This is a genomic window from Streptomyces sp. NPDC058985 (assembly GCF_042740985.1).
Classification (GTDB): Bacteria; Actinomycetota; Actinomycetes; order Streptomycetales; family Streptomycetaceae; genus Streptomyces.
This window is the reverse complement of sequence record NZ_JBHYJX010000001.1, coordinates 1-22,687: the sequence shown is the minus strand read 5'-3', so window position 1 is coordinate 22,687 and position 22,687 is coordinate 1. Positions and strand designations below refer to the sequence as shown.

The 22,687-nt window shown below is 72.9% G+C and carries 21 protein-coding genes, 1 pseudogene and 1 riboswitch; of the genes and pseudogenes, 17 read left to right on the top strand and 5 right to left on the bottom strand.

The genetic code is table 11. The features are described 5' to 3' along the window. Window positions 1-236 precede the first annotated feature (236 nt). Genes ACFW01_RS00110 through ACFW01_RS00090 form a run of 5 tightly spaced genes read left to right on the top strand, consistent with a single transcriptional unit; the run spans window position 237 to window position 7,523 of the window. The gene (locus ACFW01_RS00110) at window positions 237-1,766 is read left to right on the top strand and encodes an aldehyde dehydrogenase family protein (protein WP_234955252.1); all 1,530 of its coding nucleotides are present in this window, start codon (window positions 237-239) and stop codon (window positions 1,764-1,766) included. 58 nt (window positions 1,767-1,824) lie between these two features. Then, window positions 1,825-3,357, top strand: a complete 1,533-nt coding sequence (locus tag ACFW01_RS00105; RefSeq protein ID WP_384501799.1) for a GMC family oxidoreductase — start codon at window positions 1,825-1,827, stop codon at window positions 3,355-3,357. Beyond that, a complete protein-coding gene (locus ACFW01_RS00100; protein WP_234955249.1) occupies window positions 3,354-4,619 on the top strand; it encodes a glycine betaine/L-proline ABC transporter ATP-binding protein in 1,266 nt (421 codons plus the stop codon). Before ACFW01_RS00105 ends, ACFW01_RS00100 begins: the two co-directional genes overlap by 4 nt. After that, window positions 4,619-6,565: an ABC transporter permease subunit gene (locus ACFW01_RS00095; protein ID WP_234955248.1), complete on the top strand. Its 1,947-nt coding sequence runs from the start codon at window positions 4,619-4,621 to the stop codon at window positions 6,563-6,565. The genes ACFW01_RS00100 and ACFW01_RS00095 overlap by 1 nt, the downstream gene beginning before the upstream one ends. Window position 6,566: 1 nt before the next feature. After that, entirely contained in the window at window positions 6,567-7,523 is a 957-nt protein-coding gene (locus ACFW01_RS00090) for an ABC transporter substrate-binding protein (RefSeq protein ID WP_384501796.1), read from the top strand. A gap of 111 nt (window positions 7,524-7,634) precedes the next feature. Here the strand turns inward: ACFW01_RS00090 and ACFW01_RS00085 are convergent, their stop codons facing one another. Both ACFW01_RS00085 and ACFW01_RS00080 read right to left on the bottom strand, forming a co-directional pair. Beyond that, complete coding sequence (locus ACFW01_RS00085) at window positions 7,635-8,081, bottom strand: carboxymuconolactone decarboxylase family protein (RefSeq protein ID WP_234955246.1); 447 nt, start codon at window positions 8,079-8,081, stop codon at window positions 7,635-7,637. Then, complete coding sequence (locus ACFW01_RS00080) at window positions 8,078-8,614, bottom strand: carboxymuconolactone decarboxylase family protein (RefSeq protein ID WP_234955245.1); 537 nt, start codon at window positions 8,612-8,614, stop codon at window positions 8,078-8,080. Before ACFW01_RS00080 ends, ACFW01_RS00085 begins: the two co-directional genes overlap by 4 nt. A 47-nt stretch (window positions 8,615-8,661) precedes the next feature. Here ACFW01_RS00080 and ACFW01_RS00075 point away from each other — a divergent pair, with 47 nt between their 5' ends. The 6 genes from ACFW01_RS00075 (at window position 8,662) to ACFW01_RS00050 (ending at window position 15,269) form a co-directional block, all read left to right on the top strand. After that, a complete protein-coding gene (locus ACFW01_RS00075) occupies window positions 8,662-10,053 on the top strand; it encodes a PLP-dependent aminotransferase family protein (protein WP_234955244.1) in 1,392 nt (463 codons plus the stop codon). Between the two features lie 78 nt (window positions 10,054-10,131). Then, window positions 10,132-10,479 (top strand): hypothetical protein, encoded by a 348-nt coding sequence (locus tag ACFW01_RS00070; protein WP_234955243.1) that lies wholly within the window; start codon window positions 10,132-10,134, stop codon window positions 10,477-10,479. 4 nt (window positions 10,480-10,483) lie between these two features. After that, on the top strand, window positions 10,484-11,668 hold the full coding sequence (locus ACFW01_RS00065; RefSeq protein ID WP_234955242.1) for a glutathionylspermidine synthase family protein: 1,185 nt from the start codon (window positions 10,484-10,486) through the stop codon (window positions 11,666-11,668). A gap of 136 nt (window positions 11,669-11,804) precedes the next feature. Then, window positions 11,805-11,892, top strand: a riboswitch (ZMP/ZTP riboswitch). Window positions 11,893-11,927: 35 nt separating this feature from the next. Beyond that, window positions 11,928-13,373: a glycine hydroxymethyltransferase gene (locus ACFW01_RS00060; protein ID WP_234955241.1), complete on the top strand. Its 1,446-nt coding sequence runs from the start codon at window positions 11,928-11,930 to the stop codon at window positions 13,371-13,373. 127 nt (window positions 13,374-13,500) lie between these two features. Then, window positions 13,501-14,514 (top strand): tryptophan--tRNA ligase, encoded by a 1,014-nt coding sequence (trpS, locus tag ACFW01_RS00055; RefSeq protein WP_384501792.1) that lies wholly within the window; start codon window positions 13,501-13,503, stop codon window positions 14,512-14,514. Between the two features lie 176 nt (window positions 14,515-14,690). Next, window positions 14,691-15,269, top strand: coding sequence for a 2'-5' RNA ligase family protein (locus ACFW01_RS00050; RefSeq protein WP_384501790.1), 579 nt, complete (start codon window positions 14,691-14,693; stop codon window positions 15,267-15,269). 25 nt (window positions 15,270-15,294) lie between these two features. Here ACFW01_RS00050 and ACFW01_RS00045 read toward each other — a convergent pair whose 3' ends face one another. Both ACFW01_RS00045 and ACFW01_RS00040 read right to left on the bottom strand, forming a co-directional pair. Beyond that, window positions 15,295-16,050, bottom strand: a complete 756-nt coding sequence (locus tag ACFW01_RS00045) for a decaprenylphospho-beta-D-erythro-pentofuranosid-2-ulose 2-reductase (protein WP_234955235.1) — start codon at window positions 16,048-16,050, stop codon at window positions 15,295-15,297. A gap of 16 nt (window positions 16,051-16,066) precedes the next feature. After that, entirely contained in the window at window positions 16,067-17,428 is a 1,362-nt protein-coding gene (locus ACFW01_RS00040) for an FAD-binding protein (RefSeq protein ID WP_384501788.1), read from the bottom strand. Window positions 17,429-17,561: 133 nt separating this feature from the next. Between ACFW01_RS00040 and ACFW01_RS00035 the strand changes: the two genes are divergently transcribed. Genes ACFW01_RS00035 through ACFW01_RS00020 form a run of 4 tightly spaced genes read left to right on the top strand, consistent with a single transcriptional unit; the run spans window position 17,562 to window position 20,416 of the window. After that, complete coding sequence (locus ACFW01_RS00035) at window positions 17,562-18,071, top strand: phosphatase PAP2 family protein (RefSeq protein WP_384501786.1); 510 nt, start codon at window positions 17,562-17,564, stop codon at window positions 18,069-18,071. Continuing rightward, window positions 18,064-19,014 carry a decaprenyl-phosphate phosphoribosyltransferase gene (locus tag ACFW01_RS00030; protein ID WP_234955230.1) on the top strand — a complete coding sequence of 317 codons (951 nt, stop codon included), beginning with the start codon at window positions 18,064-18,066 and terminating at the stop codon, window positions 19,012-19,014. The genes ACFW01_RS00035 and ACFW01_RS00030 overlap by 8 nt, the downstream gene beginning before the upstream one ends. After that, complete coding sequence (locus ACFW01_RS00025) at window positions 19,008-19,478, top strand: GtrA family protein (protein WP_234955228.1); 471 nt, start codon at window positions 19,008-19,010, stop codon at window positions 19,476-19,478. Before ACFW01_RS00030 ends, ACFW01_RS00025 begins: the two co-directional genes overlap by 7 nt. Beyond that, window positions 19,466-20,416, top strand: coding sequence for a YihY/virulence factor BrkB family protein (locus ACFW01_RS00020; RefSeq protein ID WP_234955226.1), 951 nt, complete (start codon window positions 19,466-19,468; stop codon window positions 20,414-20,416). The genes ACFW01_RS00025 and ACFW01_RS00020 overlap by 13 nt, the downstream gene beginning before the upstream one ends. On the opposite strand, the gene ACFW01_RS00015 is transcribed toward ACFW01_RS00020, so the two are convergent. Next, on the bottom strand, window positions 20,364-21,638 hold the full coding sequence (locus ACFW01_RS00015; RefSeq protein ID WP_384501783.1) for a D-alanyl-D-alanine carboxypeptidase family protein: 1,275 nt from the start codon (window positions 21,636-21,638) through the stop codon (window positions 20,364-20,366). The two genes, ACFW01_RS00020 and ACFW01_RS00015, sit on opposite strands and share 53 nt — an antisense overlap. A 91-nt stretch (window positions 21,639-21,729) precedes the next feature. Between ACFW01_RS00015 and ACFW01_RS00010 the strand changes: the two genes are divergently transcribed. Both ACFW01_RS00010 and ACFW01_RS00005 read left to right on the top strand, forming a co-directional pair. Then, window positions 21,730-21,969: an SCO4848 family membrane protein gene (locus ACFW01_RS00010; RefSeq protein WP_122615862.1), complete on the top strand. Its 240-nt coding sequence runs from the start codon at window positions 21,730-21,732 to the stop codon at window positions 21,967-21,969. A gap of 36 nt (window positions 21,970-22,005) precedes the next feature. Next, window positions 22,006-22,687 (top strand): annotated as a pseudogene (locus ACFW01_RS00005) (metallophosphoesterase); the annotation flags it as partial.

Here is a 22,687-nt window from a genome sequence, read left to right as displayed (position 1 = left end):
GTTCGACCGGCGCGGGGCCCGTCCCCGTTTCCGGCCCTCCACGGGCCCGTCTCCGGGCTGCCGCAAGCCCATTTCCGGGCCGCTATGCCCCTTTCGCGCCCTTGCTCCGTGATGCGCCGCACTTTCGATGACCGAATCGGCATGCATGAGGGGCGGTGGGGCAGGGGCTCACGGTCCCCGGCAGTGACACGCGTGTGACACAGGGGCGTTGATCAGGAACGGAAGGCAATCCCACCATGGCGAACAGCACGGAAACCCAGGCGGACCGGGGGCACCGGACCATCCACGCCGGCGGCCGGTGGCTGGCCGCGTCCTCCGGCGCGACCCGCGACATCCTCGACCCCGCCGACGGCCTGCCCTTCGCCGTGGTCGCGGAGGGCGACGAGCAGGACACCGACCTCGCGGTGGCCGCCGCCCGGCGGGCGTTCGACGAAGGGCCGTGGCCGCACACCCCGGTCGCCGAGCGCGCCGCCCTGCTGCGCCGCACCGCCGACCTCCTCGTCCGCGACCGCGAGACCCTCGGCCTGCTGGAGAGCCGCGACGCGGGCAAGACGGTCGAGGAGGGGCGCGTCGACATCGACTGCGTCGCCGACGCCTTCCGCTACTTCGCCGACCTGGTCGCCGGCGAGGCCCCCGGCCGGGTCGTCGACGCGGGCTCGCCCGAGATCCACAGCGTCGTCGTGCACGAGCCGGTCGGCGTCTGCGCCATGATCACGCCCTGGAACTACCCGCTCCTCCAGGCCAGCTGGAAGATCGCACCGGCCCTCGCCGCCGGCAACACCTTCGTGATCAAGCCGAGCGAGATCACCCCGCTCACCACCGTCGCCCTGATCGACCTGCTCGTCGAGGCCGGCCTCCCCACCGGCGTCGCGGGCATCGTCACCGGTCCCGGTCACACGGTCGGCGCCCGGCTCGCCGAGCACCCCGACGTCGACCTGGTCTCCTTCACCGGCGGCCTGGTCAGCGGCACCAAGGTCGCCCAGGCCGCCGCCGTCACCGTCAAGAAGGTCGCCCTCGAACTCGGCGGCAAGAACCCCAACGTCGTCTTCGCCGACGCCTGCGCGACCGAGGACGGCTTCGACACCGCCGTCGACCAGGCCCTCAACGCCGCCTTCATCCACAGCGGACAGGTCTGCTCGGCCGGTGGCCGCCTCATCGTCGAGGAGTCGGTCCGCGAACGCTTCGTCGCCGAACTCGCCCGCCGCGCCGCCGGGATCCGCCTCGGCCGCGGCACCGAGGACGGCGTCGAGTGCGGCCCGCTCGTCTCCGAGCAGCAGCGCGCCAAGACCGAGGACTTCGTCGCCTCCGCCCTCGCCGAGGGCGCCGTGCTGCGCAGCGGCGGCAAGCGGCCCGAGCCGTCCCCGGAGCGGCCGGAGGGCGGCTACTTCTACGAGCCGACCGTCCTCGACCAGTGCCACCGCGAGATGCGGGTCGTCCGGGAGGAGGTCTTCGGACCGGTCCTCACCGTCGAGACCTTCCGCACCGAGGACGAGGCCGTAGCCCTGGCCAACGACACCGAGTACGGTCTGGCCGGTGCCGTCTGGACCGCCGACGCGGGACGGGCCCGCCGGGTCGCGGGCCGGCTGCGGCACGGCACCGTCTGGATCAACGACTTCCACCCCTACCTGCCGCAGGCGGAGTGGGGCGGCTTCGGCAAGAGCGGCGTGGGCCGCGAACTCGGCCCCGCGGGCCTGGCCGAGTACCGCGAGAGCAAGCACGTCTACCAGAACCTCGCCCCGAAGCCCGTCCGCTGGTTCACCGGCTGATATCGCGCACCTCCACGCATCTCCCCGCACCATCCGCTCGCCCCACTGGAGTACCCCCATGCCAGATACCACTCACGTCTACGACTACGTCGTCATCGGCGGTGGCACGGCGGGATCGGTGATCGCCTCACGGCTCACCGAGAACCCGGACGTCACCGTCGCCGTCATCGAAGGCGGCCCCAGCGACGTCGGCCGCGACGACGTACTCACCCTGCGCCGCTGGATGGGCCTGCTCGGCGGCGAACTGGACTACGACTACCCCACCACCGAGCAGCCGCGCGGCAACTCGCACATCCGGCACAGCCGCGCCCGCGTGCTCGGCGGCTGCTCCTCGCACAACACCCTCATCGCCTTCAAGCCGCTGCCGTCCGACTGGGACGAGTGGGAGGCCGCGGGCGCCAAGGGCTGGGGCGCGGTGCAGATGGAGGCCTACTACGCGCGGCTGAAGAACAACATCGTCCCCGTCGACGAGAAGGACCGGAACGCCATCGCCCGGGACTTCGTCGACTCCGCGCAGAAGGCGCTGGAGGTCCCGCGGATCGACGGCTTCAACAAGAAGCCGTTCACCGAGGGCGCCGGCTTCTTCGACCTCGCCTACCACCCCGAGAACAACAAGCGTTCGTCCGCCTCGGTGGCGTACCTGCACCCCGTGATGGACGAGCGCCCCAACCTCACCCTCATGCTGGAGACCTGGGCGTACCGGCTGGAGCTGTCCGGCACCCGCGCCGAGGGCGTCCACGTCCGCACCAAGGACGGCGAGGAGATCCTGGTCAAGGCGCGCAACGAGGTGGTGCTGTGCGCCGGGGCGGTCGACTCGCCGCGCCTGCTGCTGCACTCCGGCATCGGCCCCCGCCAGGACCTCGAAGCGCTCGGCATACCCGTGGCGCTCGACCTGCCCGGCGTCGGCGAGAACCTGCTCGACCACCCCGAGTCGGTGATCGTCTGGGAGACCGAGGGGCCCATCCCGGACAACTCCGCGATGGACTCCGACGCCGGTCTCTTCGTGCGCCGCGACCCCGAACACGCGGGCCCCGACCTGATGTTCCACTTCTACCAGATACCGTTCACGGACAACCCGGAGCGCCTCGGCTACGAACGCCCGGAGTCCGGCGTCTCGATGACCCCGAACATCCCCAAGCCGAAGTCCCGCGGCCGCCTCCACCTCACCAGCGCCGACCCGTCCGTGAAGCCCGCCCTGGACTTCCGCTACTTCACCGACGAGGACGACTACGACGGCCGCACCCTCGTCGACGGCATCAGGATCGCCCGCGAGATCGCGAAGACGCAGCCGCTGGCCGGCTGGCTCAAGCGCGAGGTCTGCCCCGGCCCGGATGTCACCGGTGACGAGGAGCTGAGCGAGTACGCCCGCAAGGTCGCCCACACCGTCTACCACCCGGCGGGCACCTGCCGGATGGGCGCCGCCACCGACGCACAGGCCGTCGTCGACCCCGAGCTGCGCATCCGGGGCCTGGAGGGCATCCGCATCGCCGACGCCTCCGTCTTCCCGACCATGCCCGCCGTGAACCCGATGATCGGCGTCCTCATGGTCGGCGAGCGCGCCGTCGAGCTGATCGGCGGTGACGCCCGATGAGCACCTCCACCACCGGCACCAGCGCCGCCACGCCGCCGGGTACGGACGGGAGCGCGGCTCCCGTCTTCGCCGTGGACGGGCTGTGGAAGGTCTTCGGCCCCAAGGCCGACCGCGTCCCCGCCGACCCCCAACTGGCAGCCCTGAGCCCCGCCGAGCTTCGCTCGCGCACCGGCTGCACGGCCGCCGTCGCCGACGTCTCCTTCGACGTCCGCAAGGGCGAGGTCTTCGTCGTCATGGGCCTGTCCGGCTCCGGCAAGTCCACCCTCGTACGCTGCCTGACCCGCCTCATCGAGCCGACCGCGGGCTCCATCGCCATCGACGGCGAGGACGTCCGCGCCATGGACAAGTCCCGGCTGCGCGAACTGCGCCGGCACCGGGCCGCGATGGTCTTCCAGCACTTCGGCCTGCTCCCGCACCGCACGGTCCTCGACAACGTGGCCTACGGCCTGGAGGTCCAGGGCGTCGCCCGCGCCGAGCGCCGCGAGCGCGCCGCCGCCATCGTCGCCAAGGTCGGCCTGGAGGGCCTGGAGCAGCGCCGCCCCGGCCAGCTCTCCGGCGGCCAGCGCCAGCGCGTCGGCCTCGCCCGCGCCCTGGCCGTCGACCCCGAGGTGCTGCTCTTCGACGAGCCGTTCAGCGCCCTCGACCCGCTGATCCGGCGGGACATGCAGGAGGAGGTCGTCCGGCTGCACCGCGAGGAGGGCCGCACGATGGTCTTCATCACCCACGACCTCCAGGAAGCCCTCAAGCTCGGCGACCGCATCGCCCTGATGCGCGACGGGCGCGTGGTCCAGCTCGGCACCCCGGAGGAGATCGTCGGCTCGCCCGCCGACGACTACGTCCGCGAGTTCGTCCGAGACGTCCCGCGCGAGCAGGTCCTCACCGTCCGTACGGCGATGCGCCCCGCGTCCTCGTCCGACGAGGCCGGCACCGGCCCGGCGATCCGCCCCGAGGCCACCGTCTCCGAGGCCATCGAGGCCGTCGCCCGCGCGGGTTCCCCGGCCCGGGTGATGGACGACGGCCGCTGCCTGGGCGTGGTCGACGCGGAATCCCTGCTGTCGGTGGTGGCGGGCACGGCAGGCGCGGCCACGACAGGCGACCCGGCCGACGCCCCAGCCGAGCCCGCCGCGGCCGACGGCGCCGCCTCCCCCGACCCAGCTGCGGGCAGTCGTGCCGCTGGGGCGGCACGGGTGGGCGCAGCGGCACCGGCCCAGCGCCGCAAGCCGCCCACCCCGCCCCCCGCCACCAGCGAGGAGCCCGTCTGATGGCAACGCTCACTGCAACGCCCCAGAAGGGCGCCCCGCACGGCATCCTCACCAACCTGGCTGTCCGCAAGCTCCTCACCCTCGCGGCGCTCGCCGCGGTCCTCGTCCCCCTGGCCGTCACCCAGTGGGGCGGCGCCACCTGGCCCAGCGCCCTGACCGTCGACCTCTCCGAGCCGCTCGGCAAGACCAGCGACTGGATCATCGACAACCGCGACAGCCACCCGCTGTTCCTCTACTTCTTCGGCCACGTCAGCAACGTCGTCGTCCTCGCCGTACGCGCCGTGTACCTCGCCCTCCTCGCCGTCGGCTGGGCCGGGGTCACCGCGATCGGCGCCCTGGTCGCCTGGCGCGTGGCCGGCGTGAGGCTGGCGCTCGGCACCGCCGCCGCGTTCCTGGCCTGCGGCCTGCTCGGCATGTGGGTGCCGACCATGCAGACCCTCGCCCTGATGGTCGTCGCCGTCCTCGCGTCGGTCGTCGTGGGCGCCCTGCTGGGCCTCGCCGCCGGCCTGTCCGACCGGATGGACCGCGTCCTGCGCCCGGTGCTCGACACCATGCAGGTGCTGCCGGCCTTCGCCTACCTCCTCCCCGTCGTCCTGGTCTTCGGCATCGGCGTCCCCGCCGCCGTCCTGGCCACCGTCGTCTACGCCGCTCCGCCCATGGCCCGGCTCACCTCGCTGGGTCTGCGCGGTGCCGACAAGGAGGTCCTGGAGGCCGTCGAGTCCCTCGGCACCACCGCCCGCCAGCGGCTGCTGACCGCCCGCGTCCCGCTGGCCCGCAAGGAACTCCTGCTCGGCGTCAACCAGACGATCATGATGGCCCTGTCCATGGCCGTCATCGCCTCCGTCATCGGCGCCGGCGGCCTCGGTGACCGCGTCTACCAGGCGCTCGCCTCGGTCGACGTCGGCGCCGCCCTCGCGGCCGGCATCCCGATCGTGCTGCTCGCCGTCGTCCTGGACCGGGTGACCGGCGCGGCGGGGGAGGAGCGGCTGGGGGAGCCCGGCAGGTCCCCGCTGACCTGGCTGTACGCCCTGGCCGCCGCCGCGGCCGTCGCCGTCGCCGGACGCGTCGCCGGCTTCCTGGAGTGGCCCGAGGGCTGGGAGGTGAACATCGCCGAGCCCGTCAACCGGGCCGTCGACTGGATGACCGCCCACCTGTACTCCGGCGTGCCCGTCGTCGGCGGCACCGCCGACTGGGCCGCGCACTTCACCAGCTGGGTCCTCAACCCGGTCCGGGACGGCCTGCAGTGGCTGCCCTGGTGGTCGGTACTCCTCGTCGTGGCCGCCCTCGCGTGGCTGATCGGCACCTGGCGCACCGCGCTCACCGCCGTCCTCGCCATGGCCGCCATCGGTGTGCTCGGCGTGTGGAACCCGTCCCTGGACACGCTCTCGCAGGTGCTCGCGGCCGTCGCCGTGACCCTCGTCCTCGGCTTCGCGACGGGTGTCGCCGCCGCCCGCAGCGCGTGGTTCGAACGCCTGCTGCGACCGGTCCTGGACGTCTTCCAGACCATGCCGCAGTTCGTGTACCTGATCCCCGTCGTCGCCCTGTTCGGCGTGGGACGGGCACCCGCGGTGGCCGCCGCCGTCGTCTACGCCCTTCCGGCCGTCGTCCGCATCACCGCCCAGGGCCTGCGCCAGGTCGACCCGGCCGCCCTGGAGGCGGCCCGCTCGCTCGGTGCCACCAGCGGACAGCAGCTGCGCCAGGTCCAGCTCCCGCTGGCCCGCCGGTCGCTGCTGCTCGCCGTCAACCAGGGCGTCGTCCTGGTCCTGGCCGTCGTCATCATCGGCGGCCTGGTCGGCGGTGGCGCGCTCGGCTACCAGGTCGTCTTCGGCCTGGCCCAGGGCGACCTGGCGAGCGGTCTGGTGGCCGGCGCGGCCATCGTCTGCCTCGGCCTGATGCTCGACCGGGTCACCCAGCCCACCGAACGCCGCGCGAGGAAGGGAGCCTGACATGCGCGTACGTACCACCGCGGCCGTCGCCTCGGCCGCCGCGCTGACCCTGCTCACCGGCTGCGGCGCCGCCGACATGACCAAGCAGGCGTCCCCGTTCGCCAACGCCCAGGGCGCCAAGACCGTCACCCTCTCCGTGCAGTCCTGGGTCGGTGCCCAGGCCAACGTGGCCGTCGCCCAGTACCTGCTGGAGCACGAACTGGGCTACCGCGTCGACACCGTCCAGGTCGACGAGGTCCCCGCCTGGGACGCGCTCAGCCAGGGCCGCGTCGACGCCATCCTGGAGGACTGGGGCCACCCCGAGCAGGAGCAGCGGTACGTCGAGGACAAGAAGACCATCGCCCCCGGCGGCGACCTCGGCGTCACCGGGCACATCGGCTGGTTCGTCCCGACGTACTTCGCGAAGAAGCACCCGGACGTCACCGACTGGAAGAACCTCAACAAGTACGCCGGCCTGCTGCGCACCGCGGAGAGCGGCGGCAAGGGCCAGCTCATGGACGGCTCTCCGTCCTACGTCACCAACGACAAGGCGCTGGTGAAGAACCTGAACCTGGACTACCAGGTCGTCTTCGCCGGCTCCGAGGCCGCCCAGATCACCCAGATCAAGCAGTTCGCCAAGGAGAAGAAGCCCTTCCTCAGCTACTGGTACACCCCCCAGTGGCTGTTCGAGAAGGTCCCGATGACCGAGGTGAAGCTCCCCCCGTACGAGGAGGGCTGCGACGCCGACCCGGAGAAGGTCGACTGCGCCTACCCGGTCACCCCGCTCCAGAAGTACCTCAACGCCGACTTCGCGAAGCAGGGCGGCAAGGCGGCGGACCTCCTCAAGAAGTTCAAGTGGACGACCGAGGACCAGAACCAGGTCTCCCTGATGATCGCCGACCAGAAGATGCGCCCCGAGGAGGCGGCGAAGAAGTGGGTGGACAGCCACGAGTCCGTCTGGAAGGAGTGGCTGTCCTGACCGTGTGACCCGGGTGGCCCCGAGTCCGCCGAGTGCGGCGGGCGAGGGGCCCTCCCCGGCCGCGCGCACACGTTCAGCGGGCCCTGGACCGCAACCGCGCGGCGCCGGCCGTCACCACCGCGTGCTCCCCGCCGGAATCCGCCGCGCGACCATCAGCCGGTTCCAGCTGTTGATCGCCGCGACCAGCGCGAGCAGGTGCGCCAGCCCGTCGGCGTCGAAGTGCCGCGCGGCCTCCTCGTACACCACGTCCGGCACGAAGCCCCCGGTCAGCACCGTCACCGCCTCGGTCAGCGCCAGCGCGGCCCGCTCCCGCGCGTCGAAGACCTCCCCGGCCTCCTCCCACGCGGCGAGCAGGTCCAGCTGACGCTCACTCACTCCCTGCTCGCGGGCGATGCCCAGATGCATGTCGAGGCAGAAGGCACAGTGGTTGAGCTGCGAGGCGCGGATCTGCACCAGCTCGGCGAGCCGGGCGTCACCGAGACCCCGCTTGGCGGCCGCGCCCATCCCCTGCAGCGCCGAACGGACGCCCGCGTCCAGACGGGTCGTACGGGCCGTCACGCGTACTGGCCCGGCGTGTAGTGCCCCGGCGTCAGCCGGCAGGTCACCCCGAAGCGGTTCCAGGCGTTGATCACCGTGATCGCGGCGATCAACTGCGCCAGCTCCGGCTCGTCGAAGTGCGCGGCGGCCTTCTCGTACACCGCGTCCGGCACGAAGCCCTCGGTCAGCACCGTCACCGCCTCGGTCAGCTCGATCGCCGCCAGCTCCTTCTCCGTGTAGAAGTGCCGCGACTCGTCCCAGGCGGCGAGCTGCACGATCCGTTCCACGCTCTCCCCGGCCGCCAGCGCGTCCTTGGTGTGCATGTCGAGGCAGAAGGCGCAGTGGTTCAGCTGGGAGGCGCGGATCTTCACCAGCTCCCCCAGCTTCGGGTCGAGCCCCTGCGTGGCGGCCTTGTCCAGGCGCAGCATCGCCTTCCAGACCTCGGGGGCGTGCTTCGCCCACTCCAGCCGGGGGGCGTGCTCGGTGGCGAAGCCCTCGGGGGCGGCGGCGGTGTTCTCGTTCGACGTCGTGTCCGTCGTCGTGTTCGTCGTCATGCCACCGAGCCTAGAAGTGAGGCAGCCCAGGAGTATGGTCCATTTCCATGGCGAAATCCTGGGCCACTTTCGGCGTCGACCTGCATCTGGACCGCTCCGGACCCGGCCTGCGCCGGAGCCTCACCGAGGCGCTGCGCGAGGCCGTCCGCGGCGGCCGGCTGGCCCCCGGCACCCGGCTGCCCTCCTCCCGCTCGCTCGCCGCCGACCTGGGCGTGGCCCGCAACACGGTCGCCGAGGTCTACGCCGACCTGATCGCCGAGGGCTGGCTCGCCGCCCGGCAGGGCTCCGGCACCCGCGTCGCCGACCGCACGCCCGCCGCCACCCCCGCACACCGGCCGGCACCCCACCCGCGCGAGCCGGGCCGCCCCGCCTACGACCTCGTCCCCGGCACGCCCGAACTCGCCTCCTTCCCCCGCGCCCAGTGGCTCAGGGCCGCCCGCCGCGCCCTGTCCGCCGCCCCCGACCAGGCCCTCGGCTACGGCGACCCACGCGGCCGCCCGGAACTGCGCACGGCGCTCGCCGGATACCTGTCCCGCGCACGGGGCGTGCACGCCGACCCCGACCGGATCGTGGTGTGCGCCGGCTTCCTCGGCGGCCTCGGTGTCCTCGCCGAACTGCTGCGCCGCCGGGCCCAGAACGCCGTCGCCGTCGAGTCCTACGGCCTGCCCCACCACCGCCGGCTGCTCCGGCGAGCGGGCTGCGACACGCCCCCGCTGCCCTTCGACGACCGCGGCACCCTCCCGCCCGACGACCAGGCCGCCGCCGGCGCGGTGCTGCTGACCCCCTCCCACCAGTTCCCCCTCGGCCTCCCGCTGCTCCCCGAGCGCCGGACGGCGCTGATCGACTGGGCCCGCCGCACCGGCGGCCTGGTCCTGGAGGACGACTACGACGGCGAGTTCCGCTACGACCGCCAGCCCGTCGGCGCCCTCCAGGGCCTCGACCCCGACCGCGTCGTCTACCTCGGCACCGCCAGCAAGTCCCTCGCCCCCGCCCTGCGCCTGGGCTGGCTGGTCCTGCCGCCCGCGCTCGTCGAGGAGGTCATGGACGGCATGGCGGGCCGCACCCCGGGCGTCCTCGACCAGCTGACCCTCGCCGAGTTCCTGGGCTCCGGCGACTACGACCGCCACGTCCGCTCCGCCCGCCTGCGCTACCGGCGCCGCCGCGACGCCCTGGTCGCCGCCCTCGCCGAACGGGCGCCCGGGGTCCGCGTCACCGGCATCGCCGCCGGACTCCACGCCGTCCTCGAACTGCCGCCCGGCACCGAGCGGCAGACCGTCCGCGCCGCCGCCTGGCACGGACTCGCGGTCCACGGCCTGACCATGTTCCGGCACCCCGACGCCGACGTCCCCCCGCTGGACGCCCTCGTCGTCGGCTACGGCACCCCGCCCGACCACGCCTGGGCGGGGGCCCTGGACGCCCTGTGCCGGGCGCTGCCGTAAAGTCCACCCGCGACGGGGGCCGTACACTCGACCGGCCCAACTGTCGTACAAGCGCACGGACAACGGGGAGACGAGGACATGGCAGAGACCCGGCGACGGCTGCGGTCGAGCACCGTGGTGCTAGGCGGCATGGGAATGCTCGCGGCGGCCCTGAGCGCATGCGGCTCGGACCCCGACCGCCGCTGCGTGGACCGCGACAGCTACGACTACCTCAACGGCTACAAGGTCGTCTCCGACCAGAACTGCAAGTCGGGCTCGTCCGGCAGCTCGTACGGCAAGGGCGGCAAGAAGAGGACCTCGGCCGACGCCGACTGGTACTACGACGCCGACGTGAGCGGCGGCTGGGCCGACGACGGCACCTTCAGCCGCGAAGAGGCCGTCGACCGGGGCGGCTTCGGCTGCTCGGGCGGCAGCGGCGGAGGCTGAGCGCGTGGAACGCCGCACCATCACCCCGCGCACCGGCTGGCAGGAGACCGTCGAGGAACAGGGCCTGATCTACCCCCTGACCCGCTACCCCGACGGCTCCCTGCGCCCCTACTGGGACGAGAGCGCCCACTACGTCTTCTCCCTGCCGGAGGTCGAGGCGCTGGAGGAGGTCGTCGAGGAACTCCACCGCATGTGCCTGGCCGCCGCCGAGCACATCGTCACCCACGACCGCTTCGCCGACCTCGGCATCACCGACCCGCGCATCGTCCGGGCGGTCACCGAGGCCTGGCACCGCCGCGCCGAACTCCCCTCCGTCTACGCCCGCTTCGACCTGCGCTACGACGGCACCGGGCCCGCCAAGCTCCTGGAGTACAACGCGGACACCCCGACCTCCCTGGTCGAGGCCGCGTCCCCGCAGTGGTTCTGGATGGAGGAGCGCTTCCCCGGCGCCGACCAGTGGAACAGCCTGCACGAGCGCCTGGTCGACGCCTGGAAGAAGCAGGCCGCGCTGCTCCCGCCCGGCAACCCCCTGTACTTCGCGCACTCCTCGGACGACGAACTCGGCGAGGACCTGATGACGGTCGCCTACCTCAAGGAGACCGCCGAACAGGCCGGCCTGGAGACCGACTGGATCTCCATGGAGGAGATCGGCTGGGACCGCCTCTCCGGCCGCTTCGTCGACAACAAGCTGCGCTTCATCCGCAGCCTCTTCAAGCTCTACCCCTGGGAGTGGCTCACCACCGACCGCTTCGCCGGCCACGTCCTGGACACCCTCGACAACGGCGGCGGCACGGGCACCACCCTGTGGATCGAGCCCGCCTGGAAGATGCTGCTCAGCAACAAGGCCCTGCTGGCCGTCCTCTGGGAGCTGTACCCGGACCACCCCAACCTCCTGCCGGCCTACCTGGACGGTCCGAGGGAGCTGGCCGGCACCACCGGCTGGGTCGCCAAGCCCCTCCTGGGCCGCGAGGGCGCGGGCGTCACGATCCACGAGCCGGGCACCGCCCCCACCGTCCGGGACGAGCCCTGCTGCTACCAGGAACTGGCCCCCCTCCCCGACTTCGACGGCAACCGCGTCGTCCTCGGCGCCTGGGTGGTGGAGAACGAGTCGGCGGGCCTGGGAATCCGGGAGTCGTCGGGCTTGGTGACGGACGAATACGCCCGCTTCCTGCCCCACGTGATCCTCTAGCGCCCTGGAGGGGGCCGCAGGCCCCCAGGGGCGCGGGGCCGTGACATGTGCGGCTCCGCCGCGTGGGCGCGACCAGCCCCCACGCACCCGCACCCGGGTACACACAGCGACCCCGCAGACGCTTTCCGGTAGCCTGACCCCGGGCCGTGACTGGCGCGCTGGGATGGACCAACCATCGGGGAGCGGCCCAAGAAGAACGAGTGCCGTGCGCCTGGGCCGTCCGTACCGTGAACGCTGAACACAACGTCCGGAGGCCCCCATGCCCGCAGACCTCACCCCCGAGTCCGTCGCCTACCGAGCCGCGCTGCAAGCGATCCGCACCGTCGAGCCCCGCGTCGCCGACGCCATCGGCCAGGAGGTCGCCGACCAGCGCGAGATGCTCAAGCTGATCGCCTCGGAGAACTACGCCTCCCCGGCCACGCTCCTCGCGATGGGCAACTGGTTCAGCGACAAGTACGCCGAGGGCACCATCGGCCGCCGCTTCTACGCCGGCTGCCGCAACGTCGACACCGTCGAGTCCCTCGCCGCCGAGCACGCCCGCGAACTCTTCGGCGCCCGGCACGCCTACGTCCAGCCGCACTCCGGCATCGACGCCAACCTGGTCGCCTTCTGGGCCGTCCTCGGCGCCCGCGTCGAGGTGCCCTTCCTGGAGAAGACGGGCGCCCGCCAGGTCAACGACCTGACCGACGCGGACTGGGCCGAGCTGCGCCAGGCCTTCGGCAACCAGCGGATGCTGGGCATGTCCCTGGACGCCGGCGGCCACCTCACCCACGGCTTCCGTCCGAACATCTCCGGCAAGATGTTCGACCAGCGCTCCTACGGCACCGACCCGGCCACCGGCCTCATCGACTACGAGGCCCTGCGCGCCTCCGCCCGCGAGTTCAAGCCGCTGATCATCGTCGCGGGCTACTCGGCGTACCCCCGTCTGGTGAACTTCCGGATCATGCGCGAGATCGCCGACGAGGTCGGCGCGACCCTCATGGTCGACATGGCGCACTTCGCCGGTCTCGTCGCGGGCAAGGTCCTCACCGGCGACTTCGACCCGGTCCCGCACGCCCAGATCGTGACGACGACCACCCACAAGTCGCTGCGCGGCCCGCGCGGCGGCATGGTCCTGTGCGACGACTCCCTCAAGGACCAGGTCGACCGCGGCTGCCCGATGGTCCTCGGCGGCCCGCTCCCGCACGTCATGGCCGCCAAGGCCGTCGCCCTCGCCGAGGCCAGGCAGCCCGCGTTCCAGGACTACGCCCAGCGCATCGTCGACAACGCCCGCGCCCTCGCCGAGGGCCTGATGCGGCGCGGCGCCACCCTGGTCACCGGCGGCACGGACAACCACCTCAACCTGATCGACGTGGCGTCCTCCTACGGCCTCACCGGCCGCCAGGCCGAGGCCGCCCTCCTCGACTCCGGCATCGTCACCAACCGCAACGCCATCCCCTCCGACCCGAACGGCGCCTGGTACACGTCCGGCATCCGCATCGGCACCCCGGCGCTCACCACCCGCGGCCTGGGCACGGCGGAGATGGACGAGGTCGCGGGCCTGATCGACCGCGTCCTGACGACGACGGAACAGGGCACGACGAAGTCGGGCGCCCCGTCGAAGGCGTCCCACGTCCTGGACGAGAAGGTGGCCCAGGAAATCGCCCAGCGGGCGACGGACCTGGTGGCGGGCTTCCCCCTGTACCCGGAAATCGACCTGGGCTGAAGGCGCCCCGTCAGGGGCGCGGGGCTGTGTCGATGTGCGGCTGCCGCCGCATGGGCGCGACCAGCCACGAACGGCCCGCAGTTCCCCACGCACAGAACCCCCCGATCTCTCTGAGACAATAAAAAACATGGCGACTGACCACCCGCGCGTACTCTCCGGAATCCAGCCCACCGCAGGCTCGTTCCACCTCGGCAACTACCTCGGCGCCGTCCGCCAGTGGGTGGCCCTCCAGGAGACCCACGACGCGTTCTACATGGTCGTCGACCTGCACGCGATCACGGTCCCGCAGGACCCGAAGGAACTGCGGGCCAACACCCGGCTGGCCGCCGCCCAGCTCCTGGCGGCCGGCCTGGACCCGGACCGCTGCACGCTCTTCGTGCAGAGCCACGTCCCCGAGCACGCCCAGCTCGCCTGGATCATGAACTGCCTCACCGGCTTCGGCGAGGCCGGCCGCATGACCCAGTTCAAGGACAAGTCCGCCAAGCAGGGCGCCGACCGCGCCTCCGTCGGCCTGTTCACGTACCCGATCCTCCAGGTCGCGGACATCCTGCTCTACCAGGCCAACGAGGTCCCGGTCGGCGAGGACCAGCGCCAGCACATCGAGCTGACCCGCGACCTGGCCGAGCGCTTCAACGGCCGCTTCGGCGAGGCGTTCACCGTGCCCTCCCCGTACATCCTCAGGGAGACGGCGAAGATCTACGACCTCCAGGACCCGTCGATCAAGATGAGCAAGTCGGCGTCCACGCCGAAGGGCCTGATCAACCTCCTGGACGAGCCCAAGGCCACCGCCAAGAAGGTCAAGAGCGCGGTCACCGACACGGACACCGTGATCCGCTTCGACCGCGAGGCCAAGCCGGGCGTCAGCAACCTCCTCTCGATCTACTCGGTGCTCACCGGCGCGAGCGTCGCCGAGCTGGAGGAGAAGTACGCCGGCAAGGGCTACGGCGCGCTCAAGACGGACCTCGCCGACGTCATGGTCGAGTTCGTCACCCCCTTTCGGGAGCGCACCCAGCAGTACCTGGACGACCCGGAGACGCTGGACTCGATCCTGGCCAAGGGCGCCGAGAAGGCGCGCGCCGTCGCCGCCGAGACCCTCTCCCGGACGTACGACATGGTGGGCTTCCTGCCCGCCAAGCACTGACCCGGGGCCACCGCCCGGCCCCGGTCCCGGCCCCGCCGTGCGCCCCGGCATGCCGCCGTAGCGCTGCACATCACTCCGGTTGCGCCTGCCCCGGGCACGGTCGTGGCCGTACAGTCGATAGCCGGGTGTCCGACACAGCGACATACGACGAGTGACACGTAACGACAGGAGACGACGTGGGGACCGTAACGATCGGCGTGTCGATCGCGGTCCCGGAGCCTCACGGCAGCCAGCTCCAGCAGCTGCGCGCGGGCTTCGGCGACGCCGCTGCTCACGGCATCCCCACCCACGTCACCCTGCTGCCGCCGACCGAGGTCGACGCCGGCGCGCTGCCCTCGGTCGAGGCGCACCTGGCGGAGGTGGCGGCGCGCGGCCGCCCCTTCCCGATGCGGCTGTCCGGCACCGGGACCTTCCGTCCGCTGTCGCCCGTGGTCTTCGTCCAGGTGGTCGAGGGCGCCGCGGCCTGCTCCTGGCTCCAGAAGCGGGTGCGCGACGCGTCCGGTCCCGTCCCACGCGAACTGCAGTTCCCGTACCACCCGCACGTCACGGTGGCGCACGGCATCGGGGAAGCGGCGATGGACCGCGCCTACGAGGAGCTGTCCGACTACGCGGCGCAGTGGTCCTGCACCGGCTTCGCGCTCTACGAGCAGGGCCCCGACGGGGTGTGGCGCAAGCTGCGCGAGTTCCCCTTCGGCAGCGCCACGGTGCCCCCGCAGGCCGGGCGCGTGGAGAGCGGCTCGCTGCCCAGCCGGTGATCCGGGCCCGCCCGGCGGCCGGACGTCACACGGGCAGCCGCCGGAACAGCGTCCGCGGCAGGTGCCGCACCGCCGACATCACCACCCGCAGCGCGCCGGGCACCCACACCGTCTCCGAGCGCCGCCGCAGCCCCAGCTCGATCGCCGTGGCGACCGCCTCGGGTGTCGTGGCGAGCGGCGCCTCCTCCATCCCGGCGGTCATCCGCGACCGGACGAACCCGGGGCGTACGACCATGACGTGCACGCCCGTGCCGTGCAGCGCGTCGCCGAGGCCCTGCGCGAAGGCGTCCAGGCCGGCCTTGCTGGAGCCGTAGATGAAGTTCGCGCGCCGGGCCCGTTCGCCGGCCACCGAGGAGAGCACCACCAGGGAGCCGTGGCCCTGCGCCTGGAGCGCGCGGGCGCTCACCAGGCCGGCCGAGACCGCGCCGGTGTAGTTGGTCTGCGCGACCCGCACGGCGTTCAGCGGCTCGCGCTCGTCGTGCGCCTGGTCGCCGAGGATGCCGAAGGCCAGCAGCACCAGGTCGACGTCGCCCTCGGCGAAGACCTTGCCGAGCGCCGCCTCGTGGGACTCGGGGTCGAGCGCGTCGAAGGCGACCGTGCGCACCTCGGCGCCGAGGCCGCGCAGCTGCTCGGCGGCCGTGTCCAGGGCGGGGGAGGGGCGGCCGGCCAGCCACACCGTCCGGGTGCGGCGGGCCACCATGCGGCGTGCGGTGGCGAGCGCGATCTCGGACGTACCGCCGAGGACGAGCAGGGACTGGGGGAGGCCGAAGGCGTCCTTCACGACAGCTCCAGAAGGGTCAGAGGGCGAGGCGGCGGGCCAGGTCGGACACGAACACACCGCGCGGGTCCAGCTCCGCGCGCAGCGCGCGGAAGTCGTCGAGGCGCGGGTACATCGCGGCGAGCAGTTCGGGCCGCAGCCGTGAGTCCTTGGCGAGGTAGACCCGGCCCCCGGCCTGCGCGACCTCCTCGTCCAGCTCGTCCAGGAAGGCGCCGAGGCCGGGCAGGCCCGCCGGGATGTCCAGGGCCAGGGTCCAGCCGGGTACGGGGAAGGAGAGCCAGCCCGGGTCGGCCTCGCCGAAGCGCTTGAGAACGGCGAGGAAGGACGGGCAGCGCCGGTCCGAGATGCGCCGCACGATGCGGCGCAGGGCGTCCTCCCGGCCCTCGCCGACGACGAACTGGTACTGGACGAAGCCGCCGCGGCCGTAGATCCGGTTCCAGTGCGGGACGCCGTCCAGGGGGTGGAAGAAGGTGGAGATCCGCTGGAGCCGGCCCCGGCTGAACCGGGGGGACTTGCGGTACCACACCTCGTTGAACAGGCCCACCGTGGTCCGGCCGAGCAGTCCGTCGGGGACGAGGTCGGGGGCGGCCGGGAGGCGGGAGGTGCGGAAGGCCAGCGGGGCGCTCCGCGCGCGGGAGCGGGCGGGCAGCGCGTCCAGCGGGGCGTGGTCGCCGCGGGTGAGCACCGCGCGGCCGGTCGCCCGGCCGCGCGCGAGGAGGTCGATCCACGCGACGGAGTAGCGGTAGCGGTGGTCGGTGGCCGCCAGACGGGCCATCAGGTCGTCCAGGTCGTCGGCGCGCTCGGTGTCGACGGACATCAGCGCGGTCTCGACCGGGTGGAGCCGCAGCGTCGCGGTGAGGATCACCCCGGTCAGGCCCATGCCGCCGGCGGTCGCGTCGAACAGGGGCGTGCCCGGGGTGACGGTGCGGACCCCGCCGTCGGCGGTGAGCAGTTCCAGGGAGACCACGTGCCGCGCGAAGGACCCCGACACGTGGTGGTTCTTGCCGTGGATGTCCGCGCCGATCGCCCCGCCGACCGTGACGTAGCGGGTGCCGGGCGTCACCGGCACGAACCAGCCGAGCGGCAGCAGCACCTCCATCAGGTGGTGCAGGGAGACGCCCGCGTCGCAGAGCACGGTGCCGCCGGCGACGTCGACGGCGTGCACGCGGTCCAGGGCCGTCATGTCAAGGACGGCGCCCCCCGCGTTCTGCGCGGCGTCCCCGTACGCCCGTCCCAGCCCCCGCGCGATGCCGCCGCGGGCCCCGCAGTCCAGGACGGCCAGGGCGGCCTCCTGGTACGTCCGCGGGCGGATCAGACGGGCCGCGGTGGGCGCGGTGCGGCCCCAGCCGGTGACGGGACCCCAGTCGGTGTCGGCAGACATGCCGGTGACCGTATCGCCCCTATGAGAACGATTAGTTCCAAAACATCACGCACATACCCGAAACGGGTGATTAATGGTATGTCGCTCGATCGTGCCGTCCTTCCGGTCCGCAGGGCGGGAACAGTGAGTCGGCATGGACGACCTCGACGACATGGACCACCGGATCGTCACGGCGCTCAGAGCCTGCGGCACCGACCCGCGCGTGGCCGGCGCCGCGCGCGCCCTGTCCTGGGCCGGGGAGCACGCGGCCCTGTGGCTCGCCGCGGGTCTCGCCGGAGCCGCCGTGGACCGCGCGCGGCGGGGGGCCTGGCTGCGCGGCACCGCGCTCACCGCCGGCGCCCACGTCGTCAGCATGGCCCTGAAGCGGGTCGTGCGCCGTCCGCGCCCGGCACACGTCGTGCCCCTGGTGCGTACCGCCGGACGGCACTCGTTCCCCAGCTCCCACGCGACCTCGGCCGCGGCCGCCGCCGTCGCCTTCGGCGCGCTCGGCGTCCCCGCCATCCGGCCGCTGGCCGCCGCGGTGTGCGCCTCCCGGCTGGTCGTCGGGGTCCACTACCCCTCGGACGTCGCGGCCGGCGCGGCCCTGGGCGCGCTCACGGCCCGGCTCGGCGCCGGCTGGATGCGAGGAGGCACCCGTGACTGACACGGCCGTCCTGGGACAGCGCGCCCCGCAGCGGCCGGGGGAGCCCGCGACGCCCCGCGCGAAGGGCGTGCTGAGCGGCCTGCTCCGGACCGCACGCCCCCGCCAGTGGGTCAAGAACGTCCTGGTCGTCGCCGCCCCGGCCGCCGCTGGCGAGCTGTTCTCGGTGCCCGCGCTGAGCCGGCTCGCCCTGGTCTTCGTGCTGTTCACCGCCTGCGCCTCGGCCGTCTACCTCGTCAACGACGCCCGCGACGCCGAGGCCGACCGAGCCCACCCGGTCAAGCGGCACCGCCCGGTCGCGGCCGGACAGGTCCCGGTGCCGCTCGCGTACGCCGTCGGCGGCCTCCTGGGCGTTCTCGCGCCCCTGGTCGCGGCCTGGCTGTGCCCGCCGTCCGTCGCGGCCCTGCTGACCGCCTACCTCGCGATGCAGGTGGCGTACTGCGTCACCCTCAAGCACGTCCTCGTCGTCGACCTGGCCGTCGTCACCACCGGCTTCCTGATGCGGGCGATGGCCGGCGGACTCGCGCTCGGCATCCCCCTGTCGCGCTGGTTCCTCATCACGACCGGCTTCGGCGCGCTGTTCATGGTCGCCGCCAAGCGCTACTCCGAGGCCGTCCAGATGGCCGGGCAGGCGGGCGCCACCCGCGCGCTGCTCACCGAGTACACCACCGGCTACCTCCGCTTCGTCTGGCAGCTCGCGGCCGGTGTCGCCGTCCTCGGCTACTGCCTGTGGGCCATGGAGGAGGGCGGTGTCCCGCACACCAGCGTGCTGCCCTGGCGCCAGCTGTCCATGGTCGCCTTCGTCCTCGCCGTCCTGCGCTACGCGGTCTTCGCCGACCGCGGCACCGCGGGCGAACCCGAGGACGTCGTCCTGCGCGACCGGGCGCTCGCGCTGATCGGCGTGGTCTGGGTGGCGATGTACGGCCTGGCGGTGGCCAATTGGTAGCCGACCGCCGCGAGCTGGCCGGCTTCGCCTCCGTGGGCCTGCTCGCCTACGCCGTCGACCTCGGCCTCTTCACCTGTCTGCGCGGTCCCGCGGGCCTCGGCCCGATCGGCGCCAAGACGCTGTCCTTCGTGGCCGGCTGCGCGGTGGCGTACGCGGGCAACGCGCTGGGCACCTACCGGCACACCCGCCCCCGGGGACTGCGCCCCTGCGCCGTGTTCGCCGCGGTGAACCTCGCCGGTGCCGGTGTGCAACTGCTGTGCCTGACCGTCAGCCACTACGGCCTCGGCCTCACCTCGCAGCGCGCCGACACCGTCTCCGGCGCCGGAATCGGCATGGTCCTGGGCACGATCCTGCGCTTCTGGGGCACAAGAACACTGGTCTTCCGGGCCGGGGACGGATCCGGTGGCCGCACGAGATCATGGACCGGGACGAGCGGGGGCAGGGTCGGATCATGGACTGGCTGAAGAAGCTCCCCGTCGTGGGACCGTGGATCGCACGCCTGATGACCACGCACGCGTGGCGCTCGTACGAGCGGCTCGACCGGGTGAAGTGGGCACGGCTGGCCGCCGCCATGACCTTCACCAGCTTCGTCGCGCTCTTCCCGCTGCTGAGCCTGGCCGCCGCCGTGGCCGCCGCCACGCTCAGCAAGAAGCAGCAGGACCAGCTCCAGGACAAGATCGCCGAGCAGATCCCCGGCATCGCCGACCAGCTGAACATCCAGGGCCTGGTGGACAACGCCGGCACCGTCGGCCTCATCTCCGGCCTGCTGCTGCTCTTCACCGGCATGGGCTGGGTCGAGGCCACCCGGGGCTGTCTGCGCGCCGTGTGGGAGCTGCCCGACGAGGAGGAGAACCCGGTCCTGCACCGGGCCAAGGACGCCGGCGTCCTCGTCGGTCTCGGCGGCGCGCTGCTGATCACCGTCGCCATCTCCACCGTCGCCTCGGCGCTGGTGGGCTGGATCATCCGCTCGATCGGCCTGGCCGAGGGCGGCGTCGGCGGCGTCCTGCTCTACGTCGCCGCCTTCGCGGTGGCCGTCCTCGCCGACTTCCTCCTGCTGCTGTACGTGCTGACCCTGCTCCCCGGCGTCCACCCCGAGCGCCGCCGCCTGGTCGTCGCCGCGCTGATCGGCGCGATCGGCTTCGAACTGCTGAAGCTGCTGATCAGCGGCTACATCCAGGGCGTCGCGGCGAAGAGCATGTACGGCGCCTTCGGCGTCCCCGTGGCCCTGCTGCTGTGGATCAACTTCACCTCGAAGCTGCTGCTGTTCGCGGCCTCCTGGACGGCGACCGGGAGCAAGGCGCAGGAGGCCGGGAGCGGGGACGACGGCGACGGGACCGACGCCCCCGACGTCACGGGCGGGTCCGGCGGCGGACCAGGTCCGGCAGCGGCCACTTCCGGTTGACCAGGAACGCGCCGCCGGCGAGCAGCACCAGCACCCCGGCCGTGATACCGGCCGCGACCCCGACCCCGCCGGAGCCGCCCGAGGCCGTCGCGCCCGCCACCGGCGCCGTGCCCGCCGCGCCCTTCCCGGTGCCGCCGGCCTCCCCGGAGGCGTCCGGCCCGGGGCTCGCCTGCGCGGCGCTCCTCGGCCGGACCAGCTCGCCCACCGGCCGCGTCTTGCCGGCCGCCGCGAAGCCCCAGTCGAACAGGCGGGCCGTCTCCTTGTAGACCTCGTTGTGCTCGTCCTTGGCCGGGTTCATCACCGTGACGAGCAGCACCTTGCCGTTCCGCTCGGCGACGCCGGTGAAGGTGGAGCCCGCGTTGGTGGTGTTGCCGTTCTTCACGCCCGCGATGCCCGGGTAGACCTCTATGTCCGAGTCGCCGGACAGCAGCCGGTTGGTGTTCTGGATCTCGAACGGCTTGCGGGTCGTCTTGCCCTTCTTGTCCTTCTCCGTCTGGCCGGGGAACTTCGCGCGGACCGTCGAGGCGTACTCCCGGAAGTCCTTCTTCTGGAGCCCCGAGCGCGCGAACAGCGTCAGGTCGTACGCGGAGGAGACCTGGTGCGGCGCGTCGTAACCGTCGGGGCTGACCACGTTGGTGTCGAGGGCCTGGAGCTCCTCGGCGTGTTCGTTCATGTCCGCGACGGTCTTGTCGACCCCGCCGTTCATCGCGGACAGCACGTGCACGGCGTCGTTGCCGGAGCGCAGGAAGACCCCGAGCCACAGGTCGTGGACGGTGTAGGTCTCCTCCTCCTTGACGCCGACCAGGCTGGAGCCGGCGCCGATCCCCGCGAGGTCGGAGACCGCCACCTTGTGCTCGGTGGTCTTCGGCCACTTCGGCAGCAGCGTGTCGGCGAACAGCATCTTCAGGGTGCTCGCCGGGGCCAGCCGCCAGTGCGCGTTGTGCGCGGCGAGCACGTCGCCGGACTCGGCGTCGGCCACGATCCAGGACCGGGCGGTGATGTCCTTGGGCAGCACCGGCGCCCCGCCCGCCAGGTCCACCTGCGTGCCCGGCTTCCCCAGCCGTGCGCCGCCCATGGTCGACATCGACGCGGGGGGAGTGGGCGTCGGGCTCTTCGAGGGGTCGGGGGCCGCGAGCGCGGCCGGGGAGAGCACGGTGAGTGCGGTCAGGGCGGCGGAGGCGACCGACAGGGTTCGCCTGAGGGCCTTCTTGGGTGCGGGCACGAGCGAGAACGTACCTCCCGGGAGCGGGCCCTTCCCACCCCCCTCCCCACCCCGCGCACGGTTCAGGACAGCGTGCGGCGATACTGAAACCATGAAGCTCAGCCGCCCCGTCTCCTGGTTCCTGCTCGCTTTCGGGGTGTGGAGCTGGATCATCTGGATCACTTTCGTCAAAAACCTGATCAAGGACAGCAGCGGGCTCGCCTTCGAGGACGGCGACCCCACGGCGTACTTCTGGGTGCACCTGCTGCTCGCCGTCGTCTCCTTCGTATTGGGGACGGTCGTCGGAGGCATCGGGTTGCGTTCGGTGCGCGTACTGCGCCGAAGCTCATAGACGTCGCGGACGTCACAACCGAGGGGATACGGCGGCATGGTGGTCGTCTTCGCGCTGGTCGCGCTGGCAGTGGTGGGCGTCCTCGTGACGTCCAACTGGTACGTGTGGCGGCGCCTGTTCCGTGACACCACCCGTGGCCCGGGCCCGGTGCGCCGGGTCGGCGGGGCGGTGATCGCCGGGGGCTGGGTGCTGGTGGTCGCCGCCCTGGTCGCCGAGCGCGCGGGCGCCCCCTTCTGGCTCCAGCAGGTGCTGGCCTGGCCCGGCTTCCTGTGGCTGGCGCTCTCCCTCTACCTGTTCCTCGCGCTGCTGGCGGGCGAGGTCGTCCGTCCGCTGCTGCGGCGCTTCCTGGAGCGGCGGGCCGGTGCGCCCGCGAGGGCCGGAGACCCGGCCCAGGAACGGATACCGTCCGCCACGGCCCCGTCCGAGCGTCCGGAGCCCACGGGCACGGAGGGCCCTGTTGCCACGGGCGGGCCTGTCGACACGGGCGGGCGCACCGCCACGGACGAAGCCGCTGCCACGGGCGGGCGCACCGCCACGGACGAAGCCGCTGCCACGGGCGGCCCTGTCGACACGGGCGGGCGCACCGCCACGGACGAAGCCGCTGCCACGGGCGGCCCTGTCGACACGGGCGGGCGCACCGCCACGGACGAAGCCGCTGCCACGGGCGGCCCTGTCGACACGGGCGGGCGCACCGCCACGGACGAAGCCGCTGCCACGG

Excerpts from the sequence above, each read along its gene's own strand:
- ACFW01_RS00040 (WP_384501788.1), bottom strand. The coding sequence starts at position 17,428 with ATGTCTGCCGACACCGACTGGGGTCCCGTCACCGGCTGGGGCCGCACC.
- ACFW01_RS00110 (WP_234955252.1), top strand. The coding sequence starts at position 237 with ATGGCGAACAGCACGGAAACCCAGGCGGACCGGGGGCACCGGACCATC.
- ACFW01_RS00020 (WP_234955226.1), top strand. The coding sequence starts at position 19,466 with ATGGACTGGCTGAAGAAGCTCCCCGTCGTGGGACCGTGGATCGCACGC.
- ACFW01_RS00090 (WP_384501796.1), top strand. The coding sequence starts at position 6,567 with ATGCGCGTACGTACCACCGCGGCCGTCGCCTCGGCCGCCGCGCTGACC.
- ACFW01_RS00010 (WP_122615862.1), top strand. The coding sequence starts at position 21,730 with ATGAAGCTCAGCCGCCCCGTCTCCTGGTTCCTGCTCGCTTTCGGGGTG.
- trpS (WP_384501792.1), top strand. The coding sequence starts at position 13,501 with ATGGCGACTGACCACCCGCGCGTACTCTCCGGAATCCAGCCCACCGCA.
- ACFW01_RS00060 (WP_234955241.1), top strand. The coding sequence starts at position 11,928 with ATGCCCGCAGACCTCACCCCCGAGTCCGTCGCCTACCGAGCCGCGCTG.
- ACFW01_RS00095 (WP_234955248.1), top strand. The coding sequence starts at position 4,619 with ATGGCAACGCTCACTGCAACGCCCCAGAAGGGCGCCCCGCACGGCATC.
- ACFW01_RS00080 (WP_234955245.1), bottom strand. The coding sequence starts at position 8,614 with ATGACGACGAACACGACGACGGACACGACGTCGAACGAGAACACCGCC.
- ACFW01_RS00070 (WP_234955243.1), top strand. The coding sequence starts at position 10,132 with ATGGCAGAGACCCGGCGACGGCTGCGGTCGAGCACCGTGGTGCTAGGC.
- ACFW01_RS00105 (WP_384501799.1), top strand. The coding sequence starts at position 1,825 with ATGCCAGATACCACTCACGTCTACGACTACGTCGTCATCGGCGGTGGC.
- ACFW01_RS00035 (WP_384501786.1), top strand. The coding sequence starts at position 17,562 with ATGGACGACCTCGACGACATGGACCACCGGATCGTCACGGCGCTCAGA.
- ACFW01_RS00100 (WP_234955249.1), top strand. The coding sequence starts at position 3,354 with ATGAGCACCTCCACCACCGGCACCAGCGCCGCCACGCCGCCGGGTACG.
- ACFW01_RS00075 (WP_234955244.1), top strand. The coding sequence starts at position 8,662 with ATGGCGAAATCCTGGGCCACTTTCGGCGTCGACCTGCATCTGGACCGC.